Raw genomic sequence first — 22318 nt, 5'->3', positions numbered from 1 at the left:
TGCCGTCCCTCCCTTACGATTTGTACCAACGCTGCGCCGCGCGCTGGGCTTCCCGCATGCTTTCGGCCGGCTTCTGCTGGCCGGTCACCACACGGGCGAACATGTCGACCACCACCCAATTCTCGCCGACCGCGCCCGCGGCCGGGGTGATCGGGCCACGATAACCCTCGTAGAAAGGGGTATCCATGGCGTTGCTGTAGACCTTCAGCTTGGGGTCGGAGGCCCAGACCGCGCTCTGCGCATAGGCCTTGAGCGGCTGTGACCAGTAGCCGAGGCATCCGGTCAGCCAGGGGTCGTACTGCTCCGCTTCCATCATGAAGCGGATGTACTCCTTTGCCGCATTCGGCACGCGGGTGTATTTCGGCACCATGGCGCAAAGCGTCAGCGCCGTCTCCGGCGCCTTCTTCGCGGCGCCATACGGCATCTCCGCATGGTCGGTATCGGCGGCGATGGCGTTCTGCGCCGCATCCGTCGCGGTCTTCAGCGAGTAATAGACCGAGACGCCGTTCTGGGTCAGACCGATATCCCCGGAGATGAAGGCGCGGTTGTTGCTGACCCCGTTCCAGGCCATGGTCCCGGCGACCATCGTCTCCTGCATCGCGCGGGCGTAATCCAGTGCGCGGGCCGTCGCCGGGCTGTCCAGCGTGACCTTGCCCTCCTCGTCCACCAGCGATGCGCCATGCGACCACAGCAGCCAATTGGCGTAGCCCGGCGCGTCGCCCGGCGCGTGGCTCAGCGCGAAGCCGCAGGGATGGCCGATCCGCTTCAGCCCCTGGCAGAGCTTGAGGAATTCGCCGAGGTCGTTCGGGATGGCGTCGAACCCGGCCTCCTTCACCCAGGACTTGCGGTAGACCACCGGCCCGGTGGTGCCGCCCATCGGCAGGCCGAGCCAAGCCTTCGACTTCCAGCGGCGGCCATAGGTCTCCGCCAGCTCGTACCAGCCGCCGTATTTCGCGCCGAGATAGTCGGCGAGGTCGGTGACCTCCAGCAGCTTGTCGGCATAAAGATGGGGATCGGCGCTGAAGCCGATGATGACGTCGGCCCCCTGCCCCGTGTTGGTGGCGACCGCGACCTGCACCGGCATGTCCGGCCAGTTCACGTAGTCGACGCGGACCTCGATGCCGGTCTTCTCCGTGAAGCGCTTCGTGTTGGCGTTGAAGATCGCCTCGTCGGGGTCGATGTACTTGGCTGGGCGCAGGACCCGCAGCCTGGCGCCGCGTTCCAGCGGGAAGGCCGGCGGCGGCACGTCGGCGGCGGTGATGGCCTGGGCAGACTGGCCGCCTGCCAGCAAAAGCCCGGCCCCGAGCGCCATGGCCCCACGCCGGCCTATGGGATCGTGCATCTTTTCCTCCCGCGGTTGTCCCGCCGGGCAACGCTAACGGAGTGCCGCGCCGGCCGGCAAGCCGCGTGACCGCGAGCGGTCCCGGCGCTAGCCTGCCGCAAAAGGGACAGGAGGACGCCCATGGACCAGGCCATGGCCGCATGGCCGGCGCGCGTTGCGGCGGAGGCGGCGCTGGAACGCCGAGGCCGCACGCTGGATGCCGACGTGCTGATCGAGATCGGCGACAAGGCCTGGCTGGCGGCGATCCGCCGCGGCCAGGTGGTGGAGTTGCGGCACGGGCCCTTCGTCCTGCCGTCCTTCACCCTGGCGTTGCGCATCACCGCCGAGGGCATGGCCCGCTTCCTGGCGCCGCAGCCCCTGCCCGGCTGGAACGACCTGCTGGCGCTGCGCCGCCAGGGCGCGCTGCGGATCGAGGGCGATACCGCGGTCTTCTTCGCCCATCTCGCCTGGTTCAAGGGCGCACTGGCGCTGCTGCGGCAGGGGCCGGTGCCGGCCAGGGCGGTGCCGCCGCCGGCGCCCTGGGGCGAGCCCGCCTTCGAGCCGGTGACCGGCCGCTACCTGCGGATGGATATCGAAGGCCGGCCGCACCGCGTCTATGTCGAGCAGGCCGGCGAAGGCACGCCGCTGCTGCTGCTGCACACCGCCGGCAGCGACGGCCGGCAATGGCGCGACCTGCTGAACGACGCGGAGATCACGCAGCGCTTCCGCTGCATCGCCTTCGACATGCCCTGGCACGGCAAGTCCTCCCCGCCCGCGGGCTGGGAGGGAGAGGAATACCGGCTGACCACCGCCGGCTATACCGGGCTGGTGATGGCCGTGGCGCGGGCCCTGAGGCTGGACCGGCCGATCGTCATGGGGTGCTCCATCGGCGGGCGGATCGTGCTGGACCTGGCGGCGGAGCATCCGGAGGCCTTCCGCGGCGTCGTCGGCCTGCAGGGCAGCGCCTTCACCGGCAGCTACTACGACCTTTCCGTCCTGCACCATGCGCGCATCCATGGCGGCGAGGTCTGCGGCGCGATGGTGTCGGGGCTGATCGGCCCCTCGGCACCCGAGGCGGCGAAATGGGAGACGCTGTGGCACTACATGCAGGGCGGCCCCGGCGTGTTCCGCGGCGACCTACATTTCTACGCCGAGGAAGGCGACCTGCGCGGCAAGCTCGCCCGCATCGACACCGCGCGCTGCCCGGTTGCCTTGCTGTGCGGCGAATTCGACTATTCCTGCCGGCCAGAGGACACGCGGGCGACCGCGGCGGCGATTCCGGGCGCGACGGCGGTGATCATGCCGGGCCTCGGGCATTTCCCGATGAGCGAGGATTTCGCGGGGTTGCGGCCGCATCTGCTGCCCGTGCTGGAGCGGATGGCGGGGCGCTGAGCCCCGCCCTTCAGCAGGCCGTCGCGTGCCGCGCCTTGATGAGGCGCAGTACGTCATCCGGGTCTTCCGCCCACCAGCGCTTCGACAGCAGTTCCACTTCGACGAAGCCGCGATAGCCCGCTGCCTCCGCCATCCCGCGGATGGCGGGGATGTCGATGCAGCCGTCGCCCATCATGCCGCGGTCGAAGACCAGGTCGGTGGTCGGTACCAGCCAGTCGCAGGCATGGAAGGCGGCGATGCGGCTGGTGGCACGGGCCATGTCGCTCTCCAGGGCCGGATCCCACCAGACATGGTAGACATCCAGCGCCACGCCGGTGCCGGCGCCCAATTCGTCGCAAAGGTCGAGCGCTTGGCCGAGTGTTGAAAGCACACTGCGGTCGGCGCAGGTCATCGGGTGCAGCGGCTCCAGCGCCAGAGTGACGCCGGCGGCGCGGGCCTCTGCCAGGATGGCGTGCAGCCCGTCCCCCACCATCGCCCGCGCGCCGGGCAGGTCCTTCGATCCCGGCGGCAGGCCGCCGCAGACCATGACCAGGCAGGCGGCGCCCAGCGCATGGGCCTCGGCGATGGCGCGGCGGTTGTCCTCGATCGCCGCGGCGCGGCCGGCGGCGTCCGCCGCGGGGAACATCCCGCCGCGGCAGAGGCCGGTGACGGTCAGTCCGGCGTCGCGGATCTGTCGCGCCGCGGCCGCGACGCCCATCGCTTGCAGCACGTCCCGCCAGGGGGAGATGCCGGCGATGCCGTGCCGGGCGCAGCCCTCGATGCAATCGGCGAGGCCCCAGCGTTCCTTCACCGTCACGGTGTTGAGGCTGAGCGGACCAGGCGCGCTCATGCGACGCCGTGGACCGCGAGCAGCGACCGCATGCGCGCCGCCGCCAGGTCCGGATCGGCCAGCAGCCCCGCCGCATCGGCCAGCCGGAACAGCTCCGCCAGGTGCCGGATGCTGCGCGTGGATTGCTGGCCGCCGACCATGGTGAAATGCCCCTGGTGCCCGTTCAACCAGGCCATGAAGACCACGCCGGTCTTGTAGAAGCGGGTCGGCGCCTGGAAGATGTGGCGCGACAGCGGCACGGTCGGCGCCAGGATGGCGTGGAAGCCGGGCAGGTCCTTGGCCGAAAGCGCCGCCAGCGCGCCGCCCACCGCCGGGGCGATCGGATCGAAGATGCCGAGCAGCGCATCCGAATACCCCTCCGCATCGCCGGCGATGAGTTCCGGGTAGTTGAAGTCGTCGCCGGTGTACATGCGCACGCCGCCGGGCAGGCGGCGGCGCATGGCGATCTCCTTCTCCTTGTCGAGCAGGCTGATCTTCACCCCATCCACCTTGGCGGCGCTGTCGCGGATGACGGCCAGCGCCGTCTCCATCGCCTTGTAGTGGTCGGCCGCACCCCAGTAGCCATCCAGCGCCGGATCGAACATCTCGCCCAGCCAGTGGATGATGACCGGCTGCTTCACCTGCGACAGGATGCGGGCATAGACGCGCTCGTAGTCCGCCGGGCCGCGCGCCGCGCGGGCCAGGGCGCGGGAGGCCATGAGGATGATACGGCCGCCCATGCGTTCGATCGCGGCGCATTGCTCCTCGTAGGCGCGGATGACGTCGTCGATGGTCACGTCCGGGCCGGGCGCGAGGTGGTCGGTGCCGGCGCCGCTCGCCATCACCGCGCCGGGCATGTCCTGCATGGCATCGAGGCTGCGGCGGATCAGCTCCTGCGCCGCCGTCCAGTCCAACCCCATGCCGCGCTGCGCGGTGTCCATGGCTTCGGCCACGCCCAGGCCGAGCGACCAGAGATGCCGGCGGAAGGCGATGGTGCGGTCCCAGTCGACCTTGGCGTCGAGCCAGGGGTCCTGCTCGGCCAGCGGATCGGCCACGACATGCGCGGCGGCGAGCGCTAGGCGCGGGAAGGGGGGCGTGGCCTTCGGGAAGGCGCGCGGGGCGCTCAGGGTGAAGGGCTTCAGGCCGTCCGGCGTGGGCAGGGTGAGCGTCGGCATGTCGGTCTCCCGCAAAGGAAGCAAGAGCGGGGGAGAACCCCCGCACCCCCCTTTTTTTCTGTGGGCTTGGCACCTGCCGCGCGGCGAGTGCCAGACTCACAAAAATAGATGGGGTTGGACGCATGCGTCCAACCGGGGGGAATACCTTCCCCCCGTCTTACGCTTCGAGTTTCTCCAGATCGATCCAGCGCCGCTCGCGCCAGCTCCGCAGCCCCGCCTCCGCCAGCTGCACACCTTTCGCCCCCGCCATCAGGTCCCAGGGGAAGCTGCTGGTCTCGCCGGCCAGGTAGCGCAGGAACATCTCCCACTGCACGCGGAAGCCGTTGGGATAGTCCTGGCTGTTCGGCACCTCCTGCCATCCCGCGAAGAAGTCGATCGGCTGCGGGATATCGGGATTCCAGACCGGCTTCGGCGTGTTGACGCGGCTCTGCGTCCAGCATTTCTGCAGCCCGGCGATGGCGCTGCCATGCGTGCCGTCGACCTGGAAGGTCGCCAGGTCGTCGCGCCTGACGCGCGTCACCCAGCTGCTGTTGATATGGGCGACGACGCCGCCCTTCAGCTGGAAGGTCGCATAGGCCGCATCGTCCACATCGGCCTGGTAGGGCTTGCCATCCTCCCCGATCCGCTCGGGGATATGCGTGGCGCCGAGGCAGCTCACCGCCTCCACCTCACCGAACAGGTTGTCCAGCACGTAGCGCCAATGGCACAGCATATCGAGGATGATGCCGCCGCCTTCCGCCGCCTTGTAATTCCAGGACGGGCGCTGGGCCGGCTGCAGGTCGCCTTCGAAGACCCAGTAGCCGAACTCGCCCTTCACGCTGCAGATGCGGCCGAGGAAGCCGCTGTCGATCACCAGCTTCAGCTTGCGCAGCCCGGGCAGGAACAGCTTGTCCTGCACCACGCCGTGCTTGATGCCCGCCGCCTTGGCGCGCGCCGCGACGTCGAGCGCATCCTCCAGCCGGTCGGCGGTCGGCTTCTCGACATAGATGTGCTTGCCCGCGGCGATGGCCTGGCGGATCAGCCCGGCACGGCGCTGCGTGGTCGCGGCATCAAAGAACAGCTCGTCGTTCGGATCGGCCAGGCAGGCGTCGAGGTCGGTGGAAACGCGTGCGACGTTGTGCGTCCGGGCCAGGGCCTCCAGCTTGTCGCGGCTGCGGCCGACCAGGATCGGGTCGGGCATCAGCCGGTCGCCATTGGCGAGCCTGACGCCGCCATCGGCACGGATCGCGGCAATGGAGCGCACCAAGTGCTGGTTGGTGCCCATGCGGCCGGTGACGCCGTTCATGATGATGCCGATGCGGCGTTCCGCCATGCTTCCCTCCCTCTGGCCGGCCCGGGTAACCGGCTGGTTACCTTGGCGCCCTCGGCTGCGGGCGGTCAAGCCTCACCACAGGCCCGGCACGAAGCGGCAGCGGACGCGGTGCGTATAGTCGTCGTAGCCGGGCAGGCCCGCCCGCAGCGCCGCCTCTTCCCACCGCGTGCGCAGTGCCAGCACCGCGGCGCCGATCGGAAAGCCCAGCAGGCCGAGCGGCGAGCCCAGCAGCAGCGGCATGCCGAGGAAGAGCAGCAGCGCGCCAGCATACATCGGGTGGCGAACATGGGCGTAGGGGCCGGTGTCGATGACATGGTGGCCGCGTTCCGGCTGCATCCGCACGGCGGGGGAGGCGAAGCTGTTGGCGGCGAAGGTCCAGGCGGTCATCGCATAGCCGCCGAGAAAGAGCAGCGCGCCGAGCACCTGCAGCCAGCCCGGCAGCCCGGCGAAGCCGTGGCCGGCGGCGTCCCGCCCCATTCCGAACAGCCAGAAGCACCACAGCAGGCCGACGCCGAGCAGCAGCAGCTTGTCCCGCCGCGACTGGTTGCCGTGCACCGGCAGGGTCATGCGTTCGCGCAGCAAGGCCGGGTCGTGCCGCAGCAGGAAAAGCCCGACCGCCAGGCTGCCGAGGCCGAACAGTGCCAGGAAGGCCCAGAATGCCGGCCAGTCGGTGGTGCGGGCGCCGCGATACAGCAACCAGCCCTGCGCCAGCAGCACGATGAAGGTCTGGGTCAGGAGCCGTCGCAGCATCATGGCCGCAGGTAGCCCCGCACGACCGCAATGCAATGCGCCTCCCGCGCCGCCAGCGCCGCGGCCTCACCCAAATCGGTGCGGAAGATGGTGGACAGCGTGTGCAGGTTCGCCACGTAGAAATGCCCGAGCGCGACGATCGTGATGTAGAGCTGCACCGGATCGACCCCGGCACGGAACACGCCCGCCGCGGCACCGCGTGCCAGCACCGTGCCGATCTGCCCGACCAGCGGCGAATACATCGCCGGCACTTGGCCGCTGGCCGCCAGATAGGCGGCGCGGTGGATGTTCTCCTGGTTCAGCAGCGCGACGAATTCCGGATGCGCCGCGGTGTAGCGGAGGTTGAAGGCGACGAGGCGGGCCATGGCGTCCTCGGGGGGCAGCGCATCCACCGCCAGGGCGCGTTCCTCGGCGCGTTTGGCGGCATAGGCGGCTTCCAGCACCGCCAGCCACAATGCCTCCTTGCTGCCGAAATGGGCGTAGATCATCCGCTTGTTGGCGCCGGCCCGCGCCGCGATCTCGTCGACGCGCGCCCCGGCCAGGCCCTTCTCCGCGAACTCCGCCACCGCTGCGTCCAGGATGCGCTGGCGCGTCGCCGCGGCACGGGACGAAAGTGCGCCGTCCATGCGGATATGTGTCATGACCGTTTCCCCCTCCGCCGGCGCATCCTAACGACCTGGTGGCGAGGATGGGAGGGCGGCCCCCCCTTGGCGCGGCGTCCCCTGCCCGGCAGGATCGGCGCCGCAATCCAAGGGGGAGAACGGCCATGACTTGGCAGCCGAGCGAGCGCTACCCGGACCCGTCGATCGTCGCGCTCGACCCGTCCTTCAGGAAATACCATCTGGCACTGTCGGCGGTGGAGAAGCTCTGGACCGGGTCCCGCTGGGGCGAGGGGCCGGTCTGGCTGGGCGATGCGCGCTGCCTGCTGTGGTCGGACATCCCCAACAACCGCGTGCTCAAGTGGGACGAGACCACCGGCGCGGTGTCCGAATGGCGCAAGCCGTCGAACAACGCCAACGGGCATACGCGGGATCGCCAGGGCCGTATCATCGCCTGCGAGCATGCCGGCCGCCGCGTGGTGCGGTTCGAGTACGACGGCAGCATCACCGTCATCGCCGAGAGCTTCCAGGGCAAGAAGCTGAACAGCCCGAACGACGTCGTCTGCAAGTCCGACGGCAGCATCTGGTTCACCGACCCGCCCTTCGGCACCTACGCCTTCTACGAGGGCATCAAGCTGCAGGCCGAACTGCCGCATACCAACGTCTACCGTGTCGATGGCCGGACGCTCGAGATAACCCTGGTTGCCGACGACATCGACCATCCGAACGGCCTGGCCTTCAGTCCGGACGAAAGCCTGCTCTACGTCATCGAGAGCCGCAGCGACCCGCGCAACATCCTGGCCTACGACGTGGTCGGCGGGACCAAGCTGGCGAAGCGTCGGGTCTTCTACCGCTGCCTGCCGGGCGAGACGCCGGACGGCTTCCGCGTCGACATCGACGGCAACCTCTGGTGCGGCTGGGGCATGACGGCCGAATACGACGGCGTGCATGTCATCAACGGCGCCGGCACGCCGATCGGGCATATCCATCTGCCGGAACGTTGCGCCAATCTCTGCTTCGGCGGCCGCCACCGGAACCGGCTGTTCATGTCGGCGGCACAGTCGCTGTTCGCGCTTTATGTCAACACCCAGGGCGTGGCGGGCGGCTGAGCCCGGCACCCGCCGCGCGGCGAATGCCAAGCCCACAGCAATAGAGGAGGGTGCAGGGAGGATTCCTCTTCCCTGGCCTTGCCTCACATCTTCTTCCCCGTCGTCCACCCGCCATCGATCGTCAGGATGCTTCCGGTGACGAAACCGTTCTCCTCGGCCGCCAGGAACAGGATGGCGCGAGCGATCTCGTCAGCCTCCCCCCAGCGGCCGAGCGCGTGGATGCCGCGGATCACCGCGGAGTATTCCGGGTCCTGGAAGTAGCGTTCGGTCATCGAGGTGCGTGTCACGCCGGGCGCCACCGCGTTGACCCGGATGCCCTTCTCGCCCAGTTCCAGCGCCATCTGCTTGGTCAGCCCGACGACGCCGTGCTTGGACGCCGTGTAGGCCGCGCGGTTCGGCGCCGCCATCAGGCCGAGAGTCGAGGCCAGGTTGACGATCGAGCCCGGCTTGCCCTGCGCGACCAAGCGGCGCGCGAAGGCTTGGCTCGGCAGGAAGGTGCCGGTCAGGTTGACGGTGATGATCCGCTGCCATTCCTCGAAGGACAAGTCGAGGACGGAGACGATCTCACGGATGCCGGCCGAGTTCACCAGCACGTCGAGCCGGCCGAGCGTGGTCTCCGCCGCTGCGACGAACTCGTTCACCGAAGCCGGCTGGGCGACGTCGACCCGGAAGGCCTGCGCCTCCCCGCCCCGCTTGCGGATCTCGGCCGCGGTCGTCTCGGCCCGTTCAAGGTCGAGGTCGCCGACCGCGACGCGGCCACCCTCCTTCGCCGCGGCGTAGCAGACCTGCTGGCCGATGCCGCTGCCGCCGCCGGTGACCAGCACCGCACGATCCTGGAACCGCATGTCGTTTTCCTCCCGCTCCCGGCGCATCCTGGCCGGCGGGGGAAAGCAAGAAAAGAGGCAGGGGGAGGTATCCCCCTGCACCCCCTCTATTCCTGCGGGTTATTCCGCCGCTTGGGCGGGCTGGGCGGTGCCGCCGTGCTTGGCGCCGCGTTTCGGTTCGTGCTTCATCTCGGCCATCGCCTTCTCGACGTGGCGGGAAAAGACGTAGTCGGCCGGCCGCTGGTTCGTCAGGTCGATCTCGGGGGCCATCTCGCCCTCGGTCCGCGGGCCGCGCATCTGCACCGCAAGGGCCTTCCAGGGGCGCTTCACGGCGTCGACCACGGCGGTTGCCTCGAACCCGGAATGCACCATGCAATCGGCGCATTTCTCGTAGTTGCCGGTGCCGTACTTGTCCCAGTCGGTCTCGTCCATCAGCTCGGCGAAGGTCTTGGCGTAGCCCTCCCCCAGCAGGTAGCAGGGCCGCTGCCAGCCGAAGACGTTGCGTGTCGGATTGCCCCAGGGCGTACAGTGGTAGGTCTGGTTGCCGGCGAGCATGTCGAGGAACAACGGGCTGTTGCCCAGCTTCCACCCCTTGCCCTTGCCGCGCGCGAAGATGCCGCGGAACAGGTCCTTGGTCTTGCGGCGGTTGAGGAAATGCTGCTGGTCCGGCGCACGCTCATACGCATAGCCGGGCGAGACCATGATGGCATCGACGCCCATCTCGGTGACGCTGTCGAAGAACTTCGCCATGCGCTCGGGCTCGGCGTTGTTGAACAGCGTGGCGTTGATGGCGGTGCGGAACCCCTTCGCCTTGGCCAGCTTCAGGGCGGCCACGGCGCGGTCGTAGACGCCTTCCTGGCTCACCGCCCAGTCGTGCTGTTCCTTGTCGCCATCCAGGTGGATGTCCCAGGTGAAGCGCGGATGCGGCTTGTACTGCTCGATCCGCTTCTCCAGCAGCAGGGCATTGGTGCAGAGGATGATGATCTTGCCGCGCGCCAGGATCTTCTCGACGATCTCCGGCATCTCCTTGTGCAGCAGCGGCTCGCCGCCGGCGATCGCCACCACGGGGGCGCCGCACTGGTCGACCGCGTCCAGGCATTCCTCGACCGACAGGCGCTTATTGAGGATGGCGTCCGGATAGTCGATCTTGCCGCAGCCGGCGCAGGCCAGGTTGCAGCGGAAAAGCGGCTCCAGCATCAGCACCAGCGGGTAGCGCTTCCGCCCCGCCAGATGCTGTTTCATGATATAGGCGCCGACCTTGATCTGCTGCCGCAGCGGGATACCCATACGCCATCCACTCCTTCTCGGGCGGGGTCCCTTTCGGGGGACACGGCCGGCCCGCGATGATAAGCCACGGATGCCACAGCATCCTTGGCATAAACCAGACCCATTCGCTGCGGATCAGACCCGCGCCCTGCGGTGGCCACTCACGAGGCCGCGCTCGCTCCCGGCCCCAGCAACGCCGCCGGCAGCTTGAACTGCACATCCTCAACGATACCGGCCATTGTCGAGATCTCGACCGGGCCGAGCGCGGCGATCGCCGCGATGACCTCCTGAACCAGGGCCTCCGGGGCAGATGCCCCGGCCGTTATCCCGACCGTTGCGGCACCCCGTAGCCAGTGCGGCTGCAGCGCCGTAGCGTCGGGGATCATGTAGCAGGGCACCCCCTGCTCCGTCCCGATCTCCCGCAGCCTGTTGGAATTGGAACTGTTGGCGGCGCCGACAACCAGCAACACGTCAACCTGCTCGGCCAATTCACGCACCGCCGATTGGCGGTTCTGGGTCGCGTAGCAGATATCCCGCGTGTCCGGGCCCTGGATATCATGGAAGCGGCGGCGCAGCGCCTCGATCGTTGCGCGTGTGTCGTCCACCGACAGGGTGGTCTGAGTCACATAGGCGACCGGCCGGTCGGGCGGGATCGGCAGCCGGTCCACCGCCTCGGCGCTGGCGACCAGGTGCACCTCGCCGCCAATCTGGCCGATCGTCCCCTCCACCTCCGGATGCCCGGCATGGCCGATGAGGATGACGGTGCGTCCCAGCGCCACATATCGCCGGCCCTCATTGTGCACCTTGGACACCAGCGGGCAGGTCGCATCCAGCACCGGCAGCCGGCGCCCGGCGGCCTCCGCCTCCACCGCGCGGGAGACGCCGTGGGCGGAAAAGACCGTCACCGCCCCGGATGGCACCTCGTCCAGCTCCTTGACGAAGCGGGCGCCCTTGGCTTCCAGCGATTCCACCACGCGGCGGTTGTGGACGATCTCGTGCCGCACATAGACCGGCTGGCCATAGGTCTCCAGGGCGCGCTCGACGATGTCCACTGCCCGGACGACCCCGGCGCAGAATCCCCTGGGCTGCGCCAGTATGATCCGCATTCCCCCTCGCCCCCGCTTTCGACGCAGCCTTCGTCATGCCACACCGCGCGGCGTCCGGAAGCGTCGCATCTTGCGGTGTCTGCTTTTTGCGGCAGGTTGCGGCGCCTTTGCAACCAGGGAAGGAATGATCTTCCTCTAAAAGGAGAATTTCCCTGTCCTTTCTCCATTCCCTAGTTCGGGCCGGCGGCCGGCTGCTGCCGATCCTCCTGCTGGCTTCCCTGGTCTGGCCGGGACAGGCTGCGGCGCATGCCGCGGTCGTTGCCTCCGACCCCGCGGCTGGGTCCAGCTTGGCGGCGCCGCCGCGGCAGGTCACCGTCCGCTTCAATATCCGCATCGACCATGGCCGAAGCCGTTTGGTCCTGGTCGGGCCGGATGCCGTGCAGCACGCGCTCGATCCCGTGCCGGACGGCGAGCCGACCGTGCTGACCGCGCCCCTCGGCGCCGGGATCCTTGTCCCCGGCGCCTGGAGGTTGCGCTGGCAGGTGTTGGCGATGGACGGCCACGTCACCCGGGGCGACATTCCCTTCACCTTGACGGTGCCCTGAGCCGACCCCGGTGGAGCAGCTCTGCGACCTCCATGGCTTCGTGAGCGTGGTGCTGCATGCGGCCGAGCTGGTGGCGCGGACGACCCTGCTGGGCGGCGTCATTTTCTGGACCCTGCTCGCCGTTCCCCTCGCCCGCTTGCTGCCGCCCGGAGATGCCGACCGATTGCGGGCGATCGGCCGCGCGACCGTGGTGGGTGCGGCGCTGGCGACGCTCGGCACGACGCTCGGCCTGACCGGGCTGGACGTGGCGGCGCTGTCAACGATGCTCGATTCGCCCGTCCTCGACCTTCTGGGGGCGGATTTCGTCCGCGCCGCGGCGGTCGCGGTGGCCGGCGTGCTGCTGCTGCTGGTGCTCGCCGTGGGGCCGACCGCGCCCGGCCCGGTGCGGTGCTGGGGGCTGCTGTCGGCCGGGCTGGCGCTGCTGCTGGGGGCGACAGCCGGCAGCCATGCCGTGGCGCGGACCGAGGGCCGAGCCATGCTGCTGGCCGCGACCGGCCTGCATCAGCTCGGCGCCGCCTGCTGGATCGGCGGGCTGCCGGCGCTGCTGGCCAGCCTCCACCTGACGCCCGCCTCCGCCCGGCTGGTCGGCAAGCGCTACTCGCATTTCGCCGCCGCTGGCGTGGGGCTGATCCTGCTCGGCGTCGCCGGCTATTGGGTCGGCTATATCGGCACCGTCGAGGCGGTCTACGGCACTGTCTATGGCGCCATGTCGGCGACCAAGGCGGTCTTCCTCGGCATGTTGCTTGTGCTCGGCGGCAGCAACTGGCTGCTGCTGCACCGGCGGGCATGGTCCGCCGCCGACCTGCTGCGGGTCCGCCGCTTCGTCGAGGCGGAGATGATCCTCGGCATCGCCGTGCTCGCCGTGGCCGCCCCGCTCACGTCTGCCTCCCCCGCTGCAGACCTGCCGGACGACCGGGTGAGTTGGAGCGACATCGTCGAGCGCTTCACCCCGGCCGTGCCGCGCTTCGACAGCCCGGACCATGCCGACCCGGCCATCCCGGCGCAGCCGGATGGCGCATGGCAGCAGCGCCAGGCGGCCCAGGCACGCAAGCCCGATGCCAACATCCCCGGCGAGGGCCTGCCGTCGCCGCGCAATGCCCAGGACATCGCTTGGTCCGAATACAACCATCACTGGTCCGGCGTGATGGTGCTGCTGGTCGGCCTCGCGGCGCTGCTGGACGCGACCGGGCGGATCGCCCTGGCACGGCACTGGCCGCTGGTCCTCATCGGCCTGGCCGGTTTCATCGTCCTGCGCTCCGACCCCGAGGCCTGGCCGCTCGGCGGGATCGGCCTGGCGGAGAGCCTGCGCGACCCGGAGGCGGTGCGGCACAAGCTGGCCGGGCTGCTGCTGATGGGCTTCGCGCTGGTCGAATGGTGGGTCCGGCTCGGCCGAATCACCGGCCGGGCGCGCTTCGTCTTCCCCGGTGCCTTGGTGGCCGGCGGCGTGCTGCTGCTGGCGCATACCTACACCACCTCCAATGTCCGCGACGCCCTGCTGGTCGAACTGTCGCACCTGCCGCTGGCGGTGCTGGCGGTGGTCGGCGGCGCCGCCCGCTTCACCGAACTGCGCGGCCCGGCCGAGCTGGCCCGGGTGGCGCACTGGATCTGGCCCACCTGCCTGGTCCTGATGGGCCTGCTGCTACTTCTCCATCGCGAAGCCTGAAAGTCCGGGGGGGCGCCCGCCGCCCCTCGCCGCCCGGCTGGTCGCACGCTTGGTCAGCTGCGGCATGCGCCGCCCGGCGCTGAAGTTGGCGCCGTTGGCCCTGGCCGATGTCGACGCCCTGCCACTGCACTTCGCCCCGGGGTCTCCACCGCTTGGCAGCATGGCGAACGCTTGCTGCCCATCCATCCGGACGGTGTCTCGGCGCACCGACCGACGGGACGGCCGTCGGCGCGTTCGCAGTCCCCGACCATCCCGGCACCGCCAGCATAGGGTTGTTGATGGTGCCTGGCCGGCTCTTTGCCCTGACCACCGACATGCCGACCTCGCTGCCGCTGTTCGCGGTCGGCCGGCAAGGACCGCAACGGGTCCTTCGCTTGCCGCGGCCGGGGCGCCGGCGGTAGGGGGGCGCGTGTTTCATGCTCCCCTCACCTGGCTGGAGGCGCTGCCCTGGCGCCGGCAGCTCCTCGCCGCGCTCGGCCTCGGCCTGCTCTCGGTCCTGGCGCTGCCGCCGCTGCATGCGGTGCCGGTGCTGCTGCTGGCGATCCCGGGCCTGCTGGCGCTGGCCGGGGCGCAGCCGACCTGGCGCCGGACGGCCTGGATCGGCTTCGCCTGGGGCTGGGGGCATGGCGTCGCCGGCATCTGGTGGGTGACCGAGGCGATCCTGAAGGATGTCGCCAATTTCTGGTGGCTGGTGCCCCTCGCGGCGCCAGCCCTGGCTGTGGTGCTGGCGGCCTTCGTGGTGGCGCCGGTGCTGGCGGCGCGGCTGCTGCCGGCGGGCTGGCCGCGGGTGGTCGGCTTCGCAGGCGCCTGGGTGCTGGCCGAATTGGCCCGCGGCGTGGTCTTCACCGGTTTCCCCTGGAACCTGATGGGTACGGTCTGGGCCTTCGCCGCCCTGCCGGTGCAGGGCGCCGCACTGGTCGGCGTGCATGGGCTATCGCTGGTAACGCTGCTGGTGGCCGGCGTTCCTTGCCTGCGCGGCCGCATGCCCTGGATGGTCGCGGCGTTGGCGCTGGTCGGCTTCGCCGGCTTCGGCGCTTGGCGCCTGTCCCTGCCTGCCCCACCGGACCAGATGGTGCAACTAGTGCTGGTTCAGGGCAACGTGGCGCAGGAGGTGAAGTGGCGGCAGGACCAGCGCATGCCAATCTTCCAGCGCTATCTGGGCCTGACCGAGACGGCTGCCCGCACCGCCACCGAGGCTCATCCCGAGAGTAAAATTATTGTGATTTGGCCGGAGACGGCCAGTCCCTTTCTCCTGACCCAGGACCCCGAGGCGCGTCGCTTGGTCGCCGAGGTCCTGCCGGCGCGCGCCACGCTGCTCGGCGGCACGGTGCGCGTTGCCTGGGGCGAGGACGGCCGGCCACGCGAGGTCTGGAACAGCCTGGCGGTGCTGGATGCCGGCGGCGCGGTGCGGGGGGTCTACGACAAGGCGCATCTTGTCCCCTTCGGCGAATACATGCCGCTGTCCGGTCTGCTTCCGATCCGGCTGGCAGCGGGGGGGATGGATTTCTCCGCCGGGCCCGGGCCGGTGCTGCTGGCGCCGCCCGGCCTGCCGCCCTTTGGCGCGCTGATCTGTTACGAGGTGATCTTCCCTGCTGCGGTCACGCCCGAACCGCGCCCGGAATGGCTGGTCAACATCACCAACGATGCGTGGTTTGGTGAATCCTCCGGCCCCTGGCAGCACCTGGCGGCGGCGCGATTGCGCGCGGTAGAGGAGGGCCTGCCGCTGGCCCGGGCGGCGCAAACCGGCATCTCCGCCGTCTTCGATGCGCGCGGCCGGCGCCTGGCACTGCTGCCCAGCGGGGCAACCGGGACGCTGACCCTGCCGCTGCCGGGTCGCGATGCGGCGCCGCTGTTCGCCCGGCTCGGTTTGGCCTTGCCGACCCTGGCCGCGTTGCTTTGCATGCTCCTGGCGCTTGTGCCATGGATTTCGATTCGCAGACGAACATCTGCCGGGTGATCGGGTTGAGCGAAAGCGGCACGAAACTCCTTTTTGAGAAATCTCGTGAGTATTGACGCCTTGTTAACCCTCCCGTATAGCGGGTGGCTGGCGGGCGGCCGACGCCGTTGCGTTGAGTGGTATTGAAATTCGGACGCGGCCCGCGAGCAGGAAGATACGGTCAATGCCGAGCGACGAGATCGTCGAACGCCCTGAACGCGAACACCGTCCGAGCCCAATCGACGTCCATGTCGGCGGCCGGGTGCGGTTGCGGCGCACCCTGCTCGGCATGAGCCAGGAGAAGCTGGGCGACGCGCTCGGCCTCACTTTCCAGCAGGTGCAGAAATACGAGCGCGGGGTCAACCGCATCGGCGCCAGCCGGCTGTTCGACCTGTCGCGCGTGCTCGACGTGCCGATCGGCTTCTTCTTCGACGACATGCCGGACGCCCTGGGCGGCGCCGGCGGCTCGCATTCCGCGCGGCGCAGCTTCGGCCTGGCCGAGCAGCAGGAAAGCTTCGACGACGAGACCCTGCACCGGCGCGAGACGCTGGAACTGGTGCGGGCCTATTACCGCATCAACGATCCCGCGGTCCGCAAGCGGGTCTTCGAGCTCATCAAGAGCCTGACGCCGACCGAATAGCCGGCCGTCAGCCCTCGCGCAGCTGCGGGTTGTCGAAGACAGGCTCGCGGCAGCGCCGCAGCGCCGCGTCCAGCGCCGCCGCCAGGTCGCGCTTCTGCGCATCTCCCAGCAATTTCCCGATCTCCACGTCGCGCTGGCGCTGCCGCAGCAGCAGCAGGCTGACGCGGCCGGGCCGTTCCTCCAGCCGCAGGCGGGTCCAATAGGGGTCGAGCGCCAGGGCCTGCTGCCGCCCCTGCGCGTCGGTACGGCGGATGGTCAGGCTGCCTTCGGTCAGCACCAGCACCTCCATGCTGCGCGCCGCCCAGCGGCGGTGCAGCAGCATCAGCCCGAGCACCAGCGCGGCTTCGAGCCCGCTGAAGCCCAGCACCGGCCAGGCGCCGAACAGGGTGAAGACGCCGCCGATGGTCAGCGACGCGGCCAGCACCCCGCAGGCGACGATCATCATGCCGCGTCGCCCCAGGCTGCGCGCCGGGGTGCAGATCGCTTCGAACAGGATGGGATCGGGCTGGGCTGACATCGTGCGCATGACATGGGATGGGGGAAGCATCCTGCCACCGTCGGAGACAAGCCGATGCCGCGTCAACCTGCCCCGCCGCTGCACGGCACCGCCTTGGTGCCGCGCCGCGCCCGGCTGATGTCGCGCGACCAGGCCGCTGCCTTCGTGCGCGCCCTGGCCACCGCCAACCCTGCGCCGGAGACGGAGCTGCTGTACCAGGATCCGTTCACCCTGCTGGTCGCGGTGGTGCTGTCGGCGCAGGCGACCGATGCCTCGGTCAACAAGTGCACGCCGGGGTTGTTCGCCGCGGCGCCGACGCCAGCGGCGATGGCGGCGCTCGGGGCCGAGGGGATCGGCGTGCATATCCGCCGCATCGGATTGTGGCAGGGCAAGGCGCGCAACGTCGCGGCACTGGCTGCGCAACTGGTCGAACTGCACGGCGGCGTGGTGCCGCGCGACCGCGCGGCGCTGGAAGCCCTGCCGGGCGTCGGCCGCAAGACCGCCAATGTCGTGCTGAACGTCGCCTTCGGCGAGAACACCATGGCGGTGGACACTCATATCTTCCGGCTCGGCAACCGCACCGGCCTGGCGCCGGGCAAGACGCCACGGGAGGTCGAGGACGGCCTGGTCAGGCGCTGCCCGCCGGAGCTGCTGCGGGATGCGCATCACTGGCTGATCCTGCACGGGCGCTATGTCTGCAAGGCGCGGGTACCGGAGTGCTGGCGCTGCGTCGCGGCGGCACATTGCAATTACCGGGACAAGGTGCCGGCCCCGGCCGTGTAGCCGGCCCATTCGGGCAGTTGGGTTTCCTGCCGCAGCCGCAGCCGGCGGAAATCGAGCGCGGCAAATAGCTCGTCCAGTGCCGGCTCGCGCTCCTGCGGCAGCGGCAGGGTGGTCCGCGCCTCCTCGGCGAAGCGGGCACGCAGCGAGGGTTCCGCGCCGCGATAGGCTTCCTCCCACCAAGTGAGGATGCGCGGCCGGGCTTCCGCCAGCGCCCCGGCGGCGACGATCAGGCCGCTTTTTCGCTGATTGGCGGCGCGCGAGGCGGGCAGCAGGTTCCACAGGTCGTTGCAGGCCCAGGCGGACCAGGGCAGGCAGTGATCGATCTCGATCCCCCGCAGGCGCAGCGGCTCCCCGGTCCAGACGCAGGCGACTTCCTCGCCGCGGGCGATGCGGCCGGCGACCAGGTCGCGCACCAGCGCGGTGTCGCGCAGCGGCTCGGTCCATTGCAGCGCGTGCATGACCTCGTCGGCCGGGAGGGCGCGGCCGGCCCGTGCGCCATAGGCCTGGACCAGGCGCACCCATTCGGCGACCAGCATCGGCTCGATCCAGGCGGCCATGCGGCGCAGCGCCTGCCAGACCGGCAGCGGCACCGCCGTGGTACCGTAGCTCCAAAGCAATTCCGTGCCGACCACGAGAGGGTCCCTCGCGCGCGGCGGCCGGCGCGACGTGGTGGGAAAGACCGGGGCATTGTCGGCGAAGGTCAGGTGGGTCGCCGGCATGATGGCGATCAGCCGCGCCGCATCGGCCAAGGCGCGGTGCAGCGCCGTGGCGAGCGTGCCGCCGAAGCGCGCGCCCGGCCGCAGGTCGTAGGGCGCGAGCGGCCCCAGCGCGCGGAAGGCCGGGGTGACAAAGCCCATCGCCTCGCCCGGCCGCTGCGGCAGGCCGCGTTCCACCAGCGGCTTGAACATGCGGATCCAGTAGAGCGCGACGAGGCCGAGCGGCAGCTCGACATGGTCGCCCGCGTCCCGCGCGATGTTGGGCGAGCCGTCGGCGATGCGGGCGATGCAGCGCAGCAGGGCCAGCTTGTAGGTCGCGGCCTTCTCCTGCCGCAGGATGACGCCGCGCAGCAGCGGCAGCGCGCCGGCGCCGTCATCCGGCAGGTCGAGGATGACGGTCTGCCAGCGGACGTCGCGCCGCCCCTGGCGGTCCTCCACCCGCTCCGTCGCCACCCGCAGCGCCAAGCCGTGGTCGAGGCCGAGCCGCTCGACCTCGTTGGCATCGACCGGCCACATCGGCCGGCCTTCCGGCGCCGGGCCGTGCCGCAGGGTCAGCACCAGCCGGCCGCCCGGCTTCAGCAGGGTCGCCAGCTTACGCATCGCGCGCGCCCTGTCCTCCGGCGGGATGTGCATCCAGACGCCGCTGAGCCAGACCAGGTCGAAGCCGAGGCCGAGCCGGTGCAGCGCCGCCAGCGCCGGCAGCCGGTCGTCCACCCAGCGGATGCGGGGCGAGGGATGCAGGCGTGCCGCTTCCTGGCGCAGCGCCGCGGCGGGCTCGACCGCCACCACCTCCCAGCCGCGGGCCGCGAACCAGTCCGCGTCGCGGCCGCTGCCGGCGCCGACATCCAGCATCAGCCCGGGCCTGACCGGCAGGAAGGGCAGGGCGCCGGCATGGATCTCGGCGAAGCCGAAGGCCTCGTAGGCCTCGGCGAATTCCTCGAACCCGCGGTGGTAGGGGGTGATGGTGTCCCAACCCCGGGACGGCGGCTTCGGGCGTTCCTCGCTCACCCGGCGAAGGGTAGGGCCGCCGGGCCGCCTGTGGGAAGGGTGCGCCGGGTCTTGCACGCCGGCCGGCCCGATGGCTCATTGCCTGGAAGGACAAGGCCCCATGGGGCCGCGGGGGAGAACGCCATGAGGATCGGATTCGTCGGCCTGGGCAATATGGGTGGCCCGATGTGCCGCAACATGATGAAGGGCGTGAACCACGAGGTGGTGGTGCACGACCTCAATCCCGAGGCCATGCGCGCCTGCACCGAGGCCGGCGCCACCGCGGCCGAGAGCCTGGCGGCACTGGCGGCGAGCTGCGACCTCATCTTCACCTCCCTGCCGACACCGAAGGCGGTCGAGGCTGTCGTGGAGGGCATGGCGCCAAGCATCCGGTCGGGGACTGCGATGTTCGACCTCAGTACCAATGCGCCGGCGGTGGTGAAGCGCCTGCATGCGACGCTGGCGGAGAAGGGCGTGGCGCTGCTGGATGCGCCGGTGACCGGCGGCGTGGTGCGAGCGACCGACGGCACGCTGGTCATCATGGTTGGCGGCGAGGAGGCGGTGTTCGAGCAGCACCGCTCCATCCTCGCCGCCTTCAGCGGCCAGCTGGTGCATGTCGGGCCGGTTGGCAGCGCCTCGGTCGCCAAGCTGATCAACAACATGCTGATGCTGTGCAACTCGGCCGCGGCCGCCGAGGGACTGATGATCGGCGCCAAGGCCGGCATCGACATAAGCAAGCTGACCGCCATCATCCAGAACGGCTCGGGCGACAGCGCCGGCCTGCGCAACATGGCAGGACGGGCACTGAAGGGCGAGTTCACGGCGAGCTTTGCGTTGGACCTGGCCTATAAGGATCTCGGCCTGGCGGTGGACTTGGAGGCCGAGTACGGCGTGCCCGGGCTGCTCGCGCCGCAGGCCCTGGCGCTGCTGCGGATGGCGCGTGGCATGGGCTACGGCGCGCTCGACACCATGGCGATGCTGAAGGTGTACGAGTCCATCCTGGGCTGCGAGGCGCGGCTTTAGCGGCCGCGATAGTCCCGCGCGCAGCGGGGCGTGCCTCGCCGACGCCAGCGGTGGCTGATTGCCAATCGGCGCACATGCCAGGCGGCCGCGCCGCCAGTCTGGTGTCCTTGCGGCGGGCGACCATCTTGGTCCACTCGCGCAGCAGTCGCATCGGTTCCTGCGGGACGTCGTTGACGCTGGACTTGGTGAAGAGCGCAGAGGGATTGGTGTTCAACGCTCTTTCCCGGCGCCGCCCCGAAGGCACGAGCCAGCATGTCCAGCACCCTGACCAGCAAGCCCGGCCAGATCCGACTGGGCCTGTTGAAGGTGTTCGCGCCATAGGGCCAATGACCATGGGCGTGGCACGATGTATAAGCCATGCTTCGTCATCGCCCAGCTGGAGAACGCGACCATGATCCGCCTCATGGACGAGGTCGAGCCGCCGATGCTGGATTTGGTGCCGATCAAATCCCTGCCGCACCGCGAGACAATCGAGGCCGTGCAAAAGGAGAGCGACCATCTGACGGCCTGCGGCAGCATCCGCGCCATGCTGCATCCAGTGCCAGTACCGGCCACCGCATGATCACGGTTACCTTCGTCTCGAACGACGGCAAGATTGTGGAGGCGCCGGAGACGAGCAACCTGTTGCGTGTATCGTTGCGCGAAAATGGCGGCATCCCTTTCAAATGCGGCGGTGGGATCTGCGGCATTTGCAAGTGCCGAATCGAACGGGGGAGAGAACATGCCGACGCCATCAAGCCGAAAGAGCGCAAGCACCTGACCGAGGCGGAACTTGCCGAAGGGTGGCGGATGGCCTGCCAGACCTTCGTCGAAGGCGATGTCAGCGTTTCCTGGCCGCCACAATCACCGTAACCGGTGAGCCCGCCGGCATGGAGACCGCGATGAAACTGGAATTGGTCGAGGCGCGGGTGGTCGGCGTGCCGCAGACGGTCAGCATCCGCGGCGAGGGGAGGCTGTCCGCTTCGCTGGGGATCGATGACCGGTGCCCATCGTCACAAAGCTGCGGAACGTCTGAAAACAGACTTCCATCGTGGCCGGCCATTGGCGAATTTTCCTGCCCAGTCAATATCATGCCGAACGGCCCGGCACTGCTGAACGACGAGGCTTTGAGGAGCATTCAGTGGCGTTTCGGAGGCCGCCGGGTGGTTGTGTCTGTGGCTTCTCAGCCAGAGTAGATGGGGCGGTGGTCAGTGGAAGCAGCCTGCTGAGTGGCAATGGGTGAGCCGGACACTGCCTGCAGCGTCGTGGCGCTGCAGGACCTGCTGACCCGGGTCGGGTACCAAAAATGGTGATCGTAGCCGATGTTAAGCGGTAGCGGCTTTTTTGTCAGGCGAGGCGCTTGCAAAGCCAGCGACGTCTGTTAGAAAGCGCTCCCACGACGGAGCGCGGGAGTAGCTCAGGGGTAGAGCACAACCTTGCCAAGGTTGGGGTCGAGGGTTCGAATCCCTTCTCCCGCTCCAGTCGTTATCCCAACAACTTGTCTCTTCTAAGTTAGACTCCGCGCTAAGGCGCAGGTTTCCGGCCGATTTTAGCCGCTACTTTGATGGTGCTGATCCGGAATTAGGGCGTGTTTTCTCTCCAAAACGCTGGGGAGTCTCCGAACCTTGAGGGTAACCTGATTTAACCCTCAAGCTTTAACGCGTTGAAATAAAGCAATCTTCAGGCGGCGTACTGGTCCTCCATTCAGTAAGCCCATCCCTTATCGGTCGAAGCAGCGAAACAAATCGCTTTCGCCGCCCTCCAAGCTCTTGCCCTTAGCGTAGCGCGGATAATCCGCCTGGATCCGTCTCGACGGCACCCTTGTGTCTGGCGGGACCACTGGCATCGCTCAGCCGGCCCGCTGACACGTCTCCAGCGCTGGAGGTGC

Annotated in this window: 22 protein-coding genes and 1 tRNA gene; 12 read left to right on the top strand and 11 right to left on the bottom strand. The window is 69.4% G+C overall.

All coding sequences use genetic code 11. The annotated features are described in order from the left end of the window. Positions 1-13: 13 nt before the first annotated feature. Complete coding sequence (locus ACFQS7_RS17565; RefSeq protein ID WP_380068412.1) at positions 14-1342, bottom strand: ABC transporter substrate-binding protein; 1329 nt, start codon at positions 1340-1342, stop codon at positions 14-16. A 120-nt stretch (positions 1343-1462) separates the two neighbouring features. Here ACFQS7_RS17565 and ACFQS7_RS17560 point away from each other — a divergent pair, with 120 nt between their 5' ends. Further along, a complete protein-coding gene (locus tag ACFQS7_RS17560) occupies positions 1463-2713 on the top strand; it encodes an alpha/beta fold hydrolase (RefSeq protein WP_380068411.1) in 1251 nt (416 codons plus the stop codon). A gap of 10 nt (positions 2714-2723) precedes the next feature. Here ACFQS7_RS17560 and ACFQS7_RS17555 read toward each other — a convergent pair whose 3' ends face one another. From ACFQS7_RS17555 to ACFQS7_RS17535, 5 genes are all read right to left on the bottom strand, one after another. After that, on the bottom strand, positions 2724-3542 hold the full coding sequence (locus ACFQS7_RS17555; RefSeq protein ID WP_380068410.1) for a sugar phosphate isomerase/epimerase family protein: 819 nt from the start codon (positions 3540-3542) through the stop codon (positions 2724-2726). Then, on the bottom strand, positions 3539-4696 hold the full coding sequence (locus tag ACFQS7_RS17550; RefSeq protein ID WP_380068409.1) for a dihydrodipicolinate synthase family protein: 1158 nt from the start codon (positions 4694-4696) through the stop codon (positions 3539-3541). Before ACFQS7_RS17550 ends, ACFQS7_RS17555 begins: the two co-directional genes overlap by 4 nt. A gap of 157 nt (positions 4697-4853) precedes the next feature. Continuing rightward, complete coding sequence (locus ACFQS7_RS17545) at positions 4854-6008, bottom strand: Gfo/Idh/MocA family protein (protein WP_380068408.1); 1155 nt, start codon at positions 6006-6008, stop codon at positions 4854-4856. A gap of 72 nt (positions 6009-6080) precedes the next feature. Beyond that, positions 6081-6761: a methyltransferase family protein gene (locus ACFQS7_RS17540; RefSeq protein WP_380068407.1), complete on the bottom strand. Its 681-nt coding sequence runs from the start codon at positions 6759-6761 to the stop codon at positions 6081-6083. After that, entirely contained in the window at positions 6758-7399 is a 642-nt protein-coding gene (locus tag ACFQS7_RS17535) for a TetR family transcriptional regulator (protein ID WP_380068406.1), read from the bottom strand. The genes ACFQS7_RS17540 and ACFQS7_RS17535 overlap by 4 nt, the downstream gene beginning before the upstream one ends. A gap of 125 nt (positions 7400-7524) precedes the next feature. Here ACFQS7_RS17535 and ACFQS7_RS17530 point away from each other — a divergent pair, with 125 nt between their 5' ends. Then, positions 7525-8466 (top strand): SMP-30/gluconolactonase/LRE family protein, encoded by a 942-nt coding sequence (locus ACFQS7_RS17530; RefSeq protein ID WP_380068405.1) that lies wholly within the window; start codon positions 7525-7527, stop codon positions 8464-8466. Between the two features lie 83 nt (positions 8467-8549). Here the strand turns inward: ACFQS7_RS17530 and ACFQS7_RS17525 are convergent, their stop codons facing one another. The 3 genes from ACFQS7_RS17525 to ispH form a co-directional block, all read right to left on the bottom strand. Then, positions 8550-9311, bottom strand: coding sequence for an SDR family NAD(P)-dependent oxidoreductase (locus tag ACFQS7_RS17525; protein ID WP_380068404.1), 762 nt, complete (start codon positions 9309-9311; stop codon positions 8550-8552). Between the two features lie 99 nt (positions 9312-9410). Continuing rightward, complete coding sequence (gene hpnH, locus ACFQS7_RS17520) at positions 9411-10577, bottom strand: adenosyl-hopene transferase HpnH (RefSeq protein ID WP_380068403.1); 1167 nt, start codon at positions 10575-10577, stop codon at positions 9411-9413. A 140-nt stretch (positions 10578-10717) separates the two neighbouring features. After that, the gene (ispH, locus tag ACFQS7_RS17515; RefSeq protein WP_380068402.1) at positions 10718-11662 is read right to left on the bottom strand and encodes a 4-hydroxy-3-methylbut-2-enyl diphosphate reductase; all 945 of its coding nucleotides are present in this window, start codon (positions 11660-11662) and stop codon (positions 10718-10720) included. A gap of 146 nt (positions 11663-11808) precedes the next feature. Here ispH and ACFQS7_RS17510 point away from each other — a divergent pair, with 146 nt between their 5' ends. The 4 genes from ACFQS7_RS17510 (at position 11809) to ACFQS7_RS17495 (ending at position 16446) form a co-directional block, all read left to right on the top strand. Then, the gene (locus tag ACFQS7_RS17510; protein ID WP_380068705.1) at positions 11809-12207 is read left to right on the top strand and encodes a copper resistance CopC family protein; all 399 of its coding nucleotides are present in this window, start codon (positions 11809-11811) and stop codon (positions 12205-12207) included. A 10-nt stretch (positions 12208-12217) separates the two neighbouring features. Further along, the gene (locus tag ACFQS7_RS17505) at positions 12218-13870 is read left to right on the top strand and encodes a copper resistance D family protein (RefSeq protein ID WP_380068401.1); all 1653 of its coding nucleotides are present in this window, start codon (positions 12218-12220) and stop codon (positions 13868-13870) included. Between the two features lie 409 nt (positions 13871-14279). Beyond that, on the top strand, positions 14280-15827 hold the full coding sequence (gene lnt / locus ACFQS7_RS17500; protein WP_380068400.1) for an apolipoprotein N-acyltransferase: 1548 nt from the start codon (positions 14280-14282) through the stop codon (positions 15825-15827). A 163-nt stretch (positions 15828-15990) separates the two neighbouring features. Further along, complete coding sequence (locus ACFQS7_RS17495; RefSeq protein WP_380068399.1) at positions 15991-16446, top strand: helix-turn-helix domain-containing protein; 456 nt, start codon at positions 15991-15993, stop codon at positions 16444-16446. Between the two features lie 7 nt (positions 16447-16453). On the opposite strand, the gene ACFQS7_RS17490 is transcribed toward ACFQS7_RS17495, so the two are convergent. Further along, positions 16454-16963: a DUF2244 domain-containing protein gene (locus ACFQS7_RS17490; RefSeq protein ID WP_380068398.1), complete on the bottom strand. Its 510-nt coding sequence runs from the start codon at positions 16961-16963 to the stop codon at positions 16454-16456. A 54-nt stretch (positions 16964-17017) separates the two neighbouring features. On the opposite strand from ACFQS7_RS17490, the gene nth reads away from it, so the two are divergent. After that, positions 17018-17725, top strand: coding sequence for an endonuclease III (gene nth, locus ACFQS7_RS17485; protein ID WP_380068397.1), 708 nt, complete (start codon positions 17018-17020; stop codon positions 17723-17725). On the opposite strand, the gene ACFQS7_RS17480 is transcribed toward nth, so the two are convergent. Beyond that, positions 17692-19449: a methyltransferase gene (locus tag ACFQS7_RS17480; protein ID WP_380068396.1), complete on the bottom strand. Its 1758-nt coding sequence runs from the start codon at positions 19447-19449 to the stop codon at positions 17692-17694. The genes nth and ACFQS7_RS17480 overlap by 34 nt on opposite strands. A 123-nt stretch (positions 19450-19572) precedes the next feature. On the opposite strand from ACFQS7_RS17480, the gene ACFQS7_RS17475 reads away from it, so the two are divergent. The 5 genes from ACFQS7_RS17475 (at position 19573) to ACFQS7_RS17455 (ending at position 21911) form a co-directional block, all read left to right on the top strand. After that, a complete protein-coding gene (locus ACFQS7_RS17475) occupies positions 19573-20451 on the top strand; it encodes an NAD(P)-dependent oxidoreductase (RefSeq protein ID WP_380068395.1) in 879 nt (292 codons plus the stop codon). A 391-nt stretch (positions 20452-20842) separates the two neighbouring features. Continuing rightward, positions 20843-21013 (top strand): hypothetical protein, encoded by a 171-nt coding sequence (locus tag ACFQS7_RS17470; RefSeq protein WP_380068394.1) that lies wholly within the window; start codon positions 20843-20845, stop codon positions 21011-21013. Continuing rightward, positions 21010-21303, top strand: a complete 294-nt coding sequence (locus tag ACFQS7_RS17465) for a 2Fe-2S iron-sulfur cluster-binding protein (protein ID WP_380068393.1) — start codon at positions 21010-21012, stop codon at positions 21301-21303. Before ACFQS7_RS17470 ends, ACFQS7_RS17465 begins: the two co-directional genes overlap by 4 nt. 17 nt (positions 21304-21320) lie before the next feature. Beyond that, positions 21321-21626, top strand: coding sequence for a hypothetical protein (locus ACFQS7_RS17460; RefSeq protein ID WP_380068392.1), 306 nt, complete (start codon positions 21321-21323; stop codon positions 21624-21626). Positions 21627-21836: 210 nt separating this feature from the next. Next, positions 21837-21911: transfer RNA gene (locus ACFQS7_RS17455), tRNA-Gly, on the top strand. Positions 21912-22318 lie beyond the last annotated feature (407 nt).

It is taken from the genome of Dankookia sp. GCM10030260 (genome assembly GCF_042666655.1).
Taxonomy (GTDB): Bacteria; Pseudomonadota; Alphaproteobacteria; order Acetobacterales; family Acetobacteraceae; genus Paracraurococcus.
Note: the sequence above shows the minus strand (reverse complement) of the source record. Positions and strands in the feature narration are given on the sequence as shown.